Genomic DNA, 8,878 nt, shown 5'->3' on the forward strand with positions numbered 1-8,878 from the left:
AAATAAGGACGCGATTCATCTCACGCTTATTTGAGAAAATAAAGCTTGAGGCTTCTCGCGGTTAAGCTAAACAATCTCTTAAGTCATTATACTGTAATACGTAAAAGAGGGAGTTCTTAAGTATTACTATACAAATAGTATTAATATATACTTTGATTGGGGTTGCTTTATAAAGTAAAAGATATAGAATAACTCCAACTATGCCAATATACAGAAAAAGATAAAGACCTATAAATATATCTCATAGAACTGAATGAATAACTAACCACAGGTCTATTGATAGATGAAACAGCCGAAGCTGTTGCATTATAGCGATTAGCTGCCGAAGATGCAGCAGCAGAAACACCACCATAAATTAGGTTTTGTTCTTCTTCTTTTAACTCAGTTAGTTGGGGAAGTTCATCAATAATAATTTTAGTCATTTTCTTACTCGTCAAAACTTATTTATTCGGATTAGTCTGAGATAACTTGACACTTGAAAGCGATCACTTGATGGATTAAATTACAAGCGATCGCATTGGCTATTGAAACTTTAACAACAGCAATTCTAAGTTAAAACGTAAAAGCTTCTGAGGAAACTCTGATGAACTCATAACCATACCAGTACCAGTCAGATTCACGTACACTCAATGAAAAAGTCATAACTGGTCTATTACCAGATGAAACAGAAGCCGCAGTAGCGCTACTGTAATTAGCAGCAGCAGAGGCAGCAGCAGAAACGCCACCATAAACTTGATTTTGTTCTTCTTCTTGTAATTCAGTTAGTTGGGGAAGTTCATTAATCATAATTTGAGTCATCTTTACCCCTCGGTTGAAAAACCAATCTTTTTACTAACTTCAGTATATTAAAATATTTGATTTTTGGTCAATAAATTTACAGATTTTAACATATTTTTTTGAGGACTTAATATATTTAAGTCTCTTAAGAGTTTAATCAAGAAAATGAACTGATTTGCTCAAAAAAGTTGAATATTTAAGACAAAATATCTGTTATTAAGACTTTAATTAAGCTAAAATAGTTTTAAGTGATTTATTCTATTCTTAATCATGACACCTATTCACAGTACTGCTCGGGAAATTTTAGATTGTCTGTACCCTGTTTTAAGATTAGCTGCAGACTATGCGATCGCTATTCAAGATCGCATTAATCCTCTACCAGAAAAATCAGAATATGGGGATAACTTCTACGCTACTGCTTTAACCGATGCTGATTTAACCATTCAAACAACGATAGAATTAGCACTCTTAGCTAGATTCCCCCAAGTACGTTTTTTCGGTGAAGAATATCAAAGCTCTTATAATACTAAATATTTTCGCGGTATCGATTTAGTTAAAGATGAATTATTGATTACACTAGATCCCATCGATGGTACTAGAGCCTATCTAGATAAACTCTCTGCTTTTGCAATTATCTTAACAATTATTCAAGGAGATCATTACGAAGCAGTATTAATTATTAAACCTAGACAAAAATACTATCTTTTAGCACTCAAAAACCAAGGAGCTTATTACGGGGATTTAAGCCAAGATAAACTAAACTTCGCTCAACCTTTAAAATTAGCTCCACTTCAATCTCGATTGCTTTATCTAAGTTTTGGCTTAGCTAACTTGAGAGAGAAGTTCGCTGAAAATTTTCAGGTTTGGTGTAGCGCTACAGATTATGCTCCTCCTCAAAATCCCCCCGAATATCTAGATTTAATTAAAGGAAATCTCGCGGGAGTAATTCTCGAAAAAGGAAACTTAATCGATAATGCAGCTATTGCTTTCGTCGCTAAAGAAGCAGGAGCGATCGTTACTTTTTGGAATGGTGAAGACTTCCAACCTTTCTCGGAGATAGAGTCTTGGAAAATTCCTGGAATTATTATTGCTCATAATCAACAAATCAGGGAATTAATCTTAGCCAAAGTTATTTAGCGTCAGCCAGAAAACGCCTAAGTAAACTTAATGCTTTCCATCCATCAGAAGAAGTCCAGTAGCGTTTAACCATTACCCAAAACCAGATAAAAAACTGTTTAAGTTGTTTAATTTTGTCGATTATTAATTTATATCTTGTCTGTATTAATAGATACATTTTGGTGATAAAGTTGTTAAATGCTGACAAAGTTTGAACAGATCGAGATTTCCGCTAAAATCGTTGCTATTACCAAAATTATAGATATCTATGGTCAATCAAGTCGAAAATAGCCAAGAAACAGACGCAACTAGAGTAAAAATCCTTAGTGAAGCTTTACCTTACATCCAAAAATTCAAAGGACGCACGATAGTAGTAAAATACGGTGGTGCAGCGATGAAAGATAGTAGTCTCAAAGACTCAGTCATTCGAGATATCGTCTTTTTATCCTGTGTTGGGTTACGCCCAATTATTGTACATGGGGGAGGACCTGAAATTAATACTTGGTTAGATAAATTAGGTATTGAACCCCAATTCAAAGATGGTCTCAGAGTCACCGACGCAGCGACTATGGACGTGGTAGAGATGGTTTTGGTTGGTCGCGTCAATAAAGAGTTAGTATCCCTAATTAATTGCGCAGGGGGTCGCGCAGTGGGTATTTGTGGTAAAGATGGTAACCTGATTACAGCTCGTCACGTTGGTAAAGATGGTGTGGGATTCGTCGGAGAAGTTAGCAATATAGATACAAAATTGGTAGAATCTTTAGTAGAAAGTGGTTATGTGCCCGTGATTTCTAGTGTCGCAGCTGATGAAGAAGGACAAGCTCATAATATTAACGCAGATACAGTCGCCGGAGAAATAGCCGCAGCATTACAAGCAGAAAAAATGATTCTTTTGACTGATACACCAGGTATCCTAGAGGATTATCATGACCCTTCTACTTTATTACCTAAATTAGATATTCAACAAGCTAGAGATTTAATCAATCAAGGTATCGTCAGTGGGGGTATGATTCCTAAAGTCAATTGTTGTGTGCGATCGCTCGCTCAAGGAGTACGCGCAGCTCATATTATTGATGGACGTTTAGCCCACGCTTTACTCTTAGAAATCTTTACCGATCGCGGTATAGGTAGTATGATAGTTGGCTCAATGGATTACTAAGGCTCAGGACTGGTTTCTATAAGTTGCCAGTCTTTCAAGGCAGTTCGATAGTGTCTGTGTTCATGAATACATTTTACTAAAAAATTCTAATTTTTGTGACAATTCTTGTTAAATATATTGGATATTTTATGTTAAAAAATTTGGTTGATATAGGTAACTTAATTACTTCTTCTCCTGAGATTCAACATGGCAGTCCGATTATTGCAGGGACAGGAACTTCTGTAAAACGGATTGTTGCTCTCTATAAACAAGGATATAGTCCAGATGAGATTAAAGCTGACAAAGAATATTTGACTTTAGCTCAAATTTATGCAGCACTTGCCTATTACTATACTAATCAGCAAGCTATTGAGGAAGAATTAGCTCAAGACGCTCTTGATTACGAGAGATTATCGGCTCAGGTATTAACAAACTAACAGTGACAGTTATTCGATTTTATTTAGATGAGGACACCACGAGCAAACGTCTTTTACAAGCTTTACGTAATCGTGGTGCAGATGTTGTTTCAATCTTTGAAGTAGGAATGCTAGCACAATCAGACGAACACCAATTAGAATGGGCTTTAAAAAATCAACGAGTCATTACACCTAATACCGTTCCACCTTCTACTAAGTGCTGCGCTTTGCGCTACACATCCCTACGAACACCGAACTCTTTATAGGGGAGAAAGTGTAATTTTAGAGACAATTTTTCCCATAATGCCGAAAGAGCCAAAATTTGGCTAATGTAATACATATTTTTTTGACTTACATATTCTTTGAAAAATACTTATTTTGTAACCTTTTTTAATCATAGTACAAATAATACTATAGATTAAAAACTATGGTTACGTTTTGATTACAAAAAAACAAATTATATTACGGTTGACTTTTAAGATTTTTTTAATTATTGTTTAGATAATACATTTCAAGTATTAATCCTTTTTGAAACTTTATTAAATCCTGTTTGTGTTTTCATGATTTCATGACAGAAACAGAGGTAAAATAATTTGGAAAGAATTAAATAATTTTCGTCGAAAATGGCATACTTGTTTGGCAATCAATAAAGTAATGCTATTTGATTCCTTTTGCTTGTTGTCATTTTAATGGTTGTCTAAATCTAGCTAAAATCTGCTTTGAAAAAAGTTAAGACAGATTTAGTTAAAGGAATTTAGTGACTAATTTTAATATGCTTCTGATCAAGAGTAATTAAAACCCCAAGATACGATAGTAAACCTAAACTCCTTTTATTATGGACAACTCATTTTCTCAACAGTTTGACTTTTCTTCCACAACCAATAGCTCTAATCAAATTGGCTCTGCATTACTTCAAGCACAAAATCAGTTAGAAGGTTTTTTAACATCTAGTAATGCTTCTCAACAGTTAGATTCAATTTATGATATCACTGACTTAACAGCTAAGCAAGAATTAATTGAAAATGGTTTAGCTCAATTTGATTTACCAGAAGTTAGAATTTTAGCTAATGAAGTGATGCAAGGAGCTTTTGGAGCTTATTCTCAGGTGAGAAATGAAATTTATATAGCCAAATCTTTATTAGAATCAGAAAGAGATGATTTATTATTAAAAGATGTCTTGCTAGAAGAGATGGGTCATTATCTTGATACCTTACTCAATCCACAAGGAGATAGCCCAGGGGACGAGGGTGAGTTACTCAAAAATATTGTTAATGGCAACAATTTAGAGCCCACAGAATTAGATAGAATTAGACAAGAAAACGACTGGACACAAATCACCGTAGATAACACCAGTATTTGGGTAGAACAAGATAATACTTTAAGTTCTGCTCGAAATTTGGGAAATATTAGTGGAAGTGCTATGAACGTGAACAATGGTTATGTGGGTCGTAGTGATCCCAATGACTATTTTCGCTTTTATATCGATGGTACGGGTTCTTTTTCTTTAAGTTTGACTGGTATGACTGCTGATGCAGATGTACAGTTGCTTAATTCTTCTGGTTCAGTGATTGATAGGGGGACAAACGGTGGTTCACGCTCTGAGAGTATTTCTCGAACACTTAGCTCAGGAACTTATTATGTGCGGGTTTATTCCTTTGGAGGTGCTAATACAAGGTACAATCTCAGTCTCAGGCATAATGGTACAATATATGATGCAGGAAATTCAATGTCTTACGCCAGAGATTTTGGAGATGTATCGAGAGGAGCAACTCGTAATATAACAAATCGTATTGGTCGTTCAGATACTAATGATTACTATCGTTTCTATTTGACCAGTACAGGTACTGTTTCTGTGGGTATTAGTCGGATGAGTGCTGATGCAGATTTAGAATTGCGTAGTGCTACTGGTTGGATTGCTAGTTCTACAAGAGCTGGTTCAGCCCCTGACAGTATTTCTCGAACACTTAGCCCAGGAACTTATTATGCGCGAGTTTATCCTCATGGAAGTGCGAATACATCCTACAGACTAGATCTATCTGTTCGTTAAAGCTGTATTAGAGGGAGCATTTAGTGATGGCGATCGCCTAGCAATAGCTTTAGGAGCGATCGCTATGATATAGCTTGTGCACCTTAATCACAAGTTACTGGTAGGGGCGCAAGGCTTGCGCCCAAGGCAACGTCGCTTTAGTAGTATTATATTGATTTAATGAATTATCAAGGTTGAGGATTGGTTTCTAAAGGTTGCCAATCTCTTAAAGCTGGATTGTTAAGAGTAGTTCCACGTAACAGAGAACGACGATAACGCTCTGCAAAGGGGATTAAATCCTCTGATTGGGGTTTAACGGGATTGTTGTCAGTAGTTTGAGCATCAGGAAGGATAAACAAAGTCTCTACATTGTCATTTTCTGATTCTGTGATAACTTTGTCCGTTGTTTCAGGGTTAGCTAAAGCTGAACCCGCAGCAAGTGCTAAAATACTTAAACATAGCCAGATTTTATTCATAGTTTTAAAGGTGGATTTAGAAGCAAAACGTAATTACGAGTTAGGGAAACAAGCCCTAGAAAATGGTCAGTACAATCTGAGTGTAAAATATCTAGAAGATGCTAGTCAACGAGTAGTTATCAATACTCTCTCAGGTGGAGATATACGCATCTGGTTAGTAAGTGCTTATCAAGCAGCTCAAAAAACTAATGAGGCGATCGCCCTGTGTCGAGAATTATTGACTCATCCTCATCCCGATATACGTCACAATAGTCAACGTTTACTCTATATTATGGAAGCTCCCCGCTTAAAAAGACCTCCAGAATGGATGAGTGAAATACCCGATTTAACTTCTGTCAAAGAAAGTACCCCAGAATTTAAACGCAACCGAGGTAGGGTCAAACCCAAAGAGAAAAAAGAAGAACCCGTAGATTTAAGCACGGTAAATACTAAAGATAATCAATTTGTCGCGGTTGGTTTTATTTTGTTATTGATTTCATTAGGTACTTTAATCTGGTTCAATGGATAAATAGTCTATGGAGTCAAAATGCTATGACAGCTGAACCAATTCCACCCATTACCTTACCTCCTCTACAAAATCCTGAGCAAGAGAAACAGTGGTTAGAGCAATCTTTACATCATTGGTTAGATCAAGAATTTATTCCCGAGGAAATTAATGCTAAAATCGCCCAACGCGCAGCGATGATTTTTATTAGACAACGTTTAGAGGGAGAAAATGACCTTGGCTCTTTGGTAATCGCTATTGTTACAGAAATGCAGAGCTTTAATTTTCGAGAAAGCTTTTATAGTGAATTTGCGATCGCCAACGCTATGAGTGATTTAATCCTCGATAGTCTCGGAATCGATCGCTGTTGCGGTGGTTAATTATTGAAAAATTAAATCATAATCATCAAAAAATACTAACAGTCTAATTGCTGAGAATACCCACAATTAGTCAATTTTGCTATATCCTAAAAAAAAGATTAAGAAAAAGTTTAAATTAATCCAGTGTTAGAAGCTTGCGTATTTGCCACAGTGTTATGTGGTTTTTTTGGGATAATCCTTAAAGAAAACCTGTTAATGAAAATCATTTCCATGGATGTCATGAGTACAGGGGTGATAGCTTATTATGTGTTTATAGCAGCGAGAACGGGTATATTAACCCCAATTGTAGATAACGGTGAGGTCCAAAGAGCCTATGCAGATCCAGTTCCCCAAGCGGTAATTTTAACAGCGATCGTCATTGGTTTATCAATTCAAGCCTTGATGTTAGTAGGGGTGATGAAACTAGCCCAAGATAACCCTACCTTAGAAACCAGAGAAATTGAAAAAAATAACACTCCATGAATACTATCACAATTACTTGGATTGGGTTACCTCTATTACTAGGATTTGTTATTTATCTCTTCCCGAAACTAGGAGCATATTTAAGCTTAGCTACAGTTTGTCTATCTATAGTTTATGGGGTTTGGATACTAATCTCTCAAACCTCCTTTGACTTACAGGTACTAGATAATTTTGGTGTCATTCTCAAGATTGACCAATTAAGTGGTTATTTTATCCTCAACAACGCCCTAATCACTCTAGCAGTAATTTTATACTGTTGGCATACTGAAAAAACAGGTTTTTTTTATACCCAATTAACCATAGTCCATACTAGTGTCAATGCTGTATTTATTTGTGCTGACTTACTTAGTCTTTATGTAGCACTAGAAGTTATTGGAATAGTAGTCTTTTTATTAATTGCTTATCCTCGCAACGATCGCTCAATTTGGGTAGCATTACGTTATTTATTTGTTGGTAACGTAGCTATGCTTTTTTATCTAGTAGGAGCAATATTAGTCTATAAAACTAACTATTCCTTTGCTTTAGCAGGGATAAACAATGCACCACCAGAAGCCTTAGCTTTAATGATTATGGCACTATTGAGCAAAGGAGGAGTATTTATTTCAGGATTATGGTTACCCTTAAGCCATTCAGAAGCAGAAACATCCGTAGCCACCATATCAGGAGTTGTGGTTAAAGCCGGAGTATTTCCCCTCTTACGCTTCGCTGAGGTTAGCGATGGGGTGGGAGACATTCTCAGGATTTTTGGAGTGGCTACGGCTTTGATTGGGTCAGTATATGCGATTCTTGACCAAGATACCAAACGTACCCTCGCTTTAAGTACTATTGCTCAAGTCGGTTGGATTATCGCGGCCCCGGCAGTAGGGGGATTTTATACACTAAGTCACGGATTAGCTAAAGCTTCTGCCTTCTTAACCGCGGGAGTATTACCAAGTCGAGATTTTCGAGAATTAGAACGCCAAAAAATCAATACTCGTCTCTCGATAGTGTTAACTATAGCGAGTTTATCGATGATGGGATTTCCTCTGTTAGCAGGTTTTGGAGCGAAAAATTTAACTTTCAACAACCTCTTACCTTGGCAAATCGTAATTATGAATATAGCAGCTGTCTGTACAGCGATAGTTTACGCTAAATTCATCTTTTTACCCTTTGGAGGAAAACAAGAAGTTAGACCAACTTTTTGGTCTGGAGTAATTGTTTTAACCCTTGGTTTGTTCTTAGGGAATGGTTTCTATTTAGAAGCTTATACCATAGCTAATTTAAGCAAAGCTTTAATAATTATCTTGGCAGGTTGTTTAGCTTATGGCTTAATTTTCCGCAAAATCAATATAACCTTAAATCGGGTTTTAGAGGAATTTGACCACCTAATTGGTTTTATGAGTTTAATGTTGATTCTAATATTTTGGATGGTGTTAAAAGTCTGAGAATAAATCCTCTCAATTAGTCAATTTTGCTATATACTAAAAAAAAGATTAAGAAAAAGTTTACATAAATCCAGTGTTAGAAGCTTGCGTATTTGCCACAGTGTTATGTGGGTTTTTTGGAATCATCCTTAAAGAAAACCTGTTAATGAAAATCATTTCCATGGATGTCATGAGTACAG

At 36.1% G+C, this 8,878-nt stretch carries 12 protein-coding genes; 10 read left to right on the forward strand and 2 right to left on the reverse strand.

All coding sequences use genetic code 11. The features are described 5' to 3' along the window. Positions 1-167: 167 nt before the first annotated feature. Positions 168-422: a hypothetical protein gene (locus EA365_11475; protein TVQ43849.1), complete on the reverse strand. Its 255-nt coding sequence runs from the start codon at positions 420-422 to the stop codon at positions 168-170. A gap of 130 nt (positions 423-552) precedes the next feature. Further along, positions 553-798, reverse strand: a complete 246-nt coding sequence (locus EA365_11480; protein ID TVQ43850.1) for a hypothetical protein — start codon at positions 796-798, stop codon at positions 553-555. 249 nt (positions 799-1,047) lie between these two features. Here EA365_11480 and EA365_11485 point away from each other — a divergent pair, with 249 nt between their 5' ends. From EA365_11485 to EA365_11530, 10 genes are all read left to right on the forward strand, one after another. Further along, positions 1,048-1,914 (forward strand): inositol monophosphatase family protein, encoded by an 867-nt coding sequence (locus EA365_11485; GenBank protein TVQ43851.1) that lies wholly within the window; start codon positions 1,048-1,050, stop codon positions 1,912-1,914. Between the two features lie 247 nt (positions 1,915-2,161). Next, positions 2,162-3,052 (forward strand): acetylglutamate kinase, encoded by an 891-nt coding sequence (argB, locus tag EA365_11490; protein ID TVQ43852.1) that lies wholly within the window; start codon positions 2,162-2,164, stop codon positions 3,050-3,052. Positions 3,053-3,180: 128 nt separating this feature from the next. Beyond that, positions 3,181-3,468, forward strand: coding sequence for a DUF433 domain-containing protein (locus EA365_11495; GenBank protein ID TVQ43853.1), 288 nt, complete (start codon positions 3,181-3,183; stop codon positions 3,466-3,468). A gap of 2 nt (positions 3,469-3,470) precedes the next feature. Then, positions 3,471-3,713 (forward strand): hypothetical protein, encoded by a 243-nt coding sequence (locus EA365_11500; protein ID TVQ43854.1) that lies wholly within the window; start codon positions 3,471-3,473, stop codon positions 3,711-3,713. Positions 3,714-4,282: 569 nt separating this feature from the next. Beyond that, positions 4,283-5,494, forward strand: coding sequence for a hypothetical protein (locus tag EA365_11505; GenBank protein ID TVQ43855.1), 1,212 nt, complete (start codon positions 4,283-4,285; stop codon positions 5,492-5,494). A gap of 453 nt (positions 5,495-5,947) precedes the next feature. Continuing rightward, the gene (locus EA365_11510) at positions 5,948-6,457 is read left to right on the forward strand and encodes a tetratricopeptide repeat protein (GenBank protein ID TVQ43859.1); all 510 of its coding nucleotides are present in this window, start codon (positions 5,948-5,950) and stop codon (positions 6,455-6,457) included. A 23-nt stretch (positions 6,458-6,480) separates the two neighbouring features. Beyond that, a complete protein-coding gene (locus tag EA365_11515) occupies positions 6,481-6,813 on the forward strand; it encodes a hypothetical protein (GenBank protein TVQ43856.1) in 333 nt (110 codons plus the stop codon). 123 nt (positions 6,814-6,936) lie between these two features. Then, positions 6,937-7,275, forward strand: a complete 339-nt coding sequence (locus EA365_11520; GenBank protein ID TVQ43857.1) for a cation:proton antiporter — start codon at positions 6,937-6,939, stop codon at positions 7,273-7,275. Then, complete coding sequence (locus tag EA365_11525; protein ID TVQ43858.1) at positions 7,272-8,699, forward strand: cation:proton antiporter; 1,428 nt, start codon at positions 7,272-7,274, stop codon at positions 8,697-8,699. Before EA365_11520 ends, EA365_11525 begins: the two co-directional genes overlap by 4 nt. Positions 8,700-8,772: 73 nt before the next feature. Next, a partial coding sequence (locus EA365_11530) for a cation:proton antiporter (GenBank protein ID TVQ43860.1) occupies positions 8,773-8,878 on the forward strand: 106 nt, incomplete at its 3' end.

The organism is Gloeocapsa sp. DLM2.Bin57, from assembly GCA_007693955.1.
Classification (GTDB): Bacteria; Cyanobacteriota; Cyanobacteriia; order Cyanobacteriales; family Gloeocapsaceae; genus Gloeocapsa.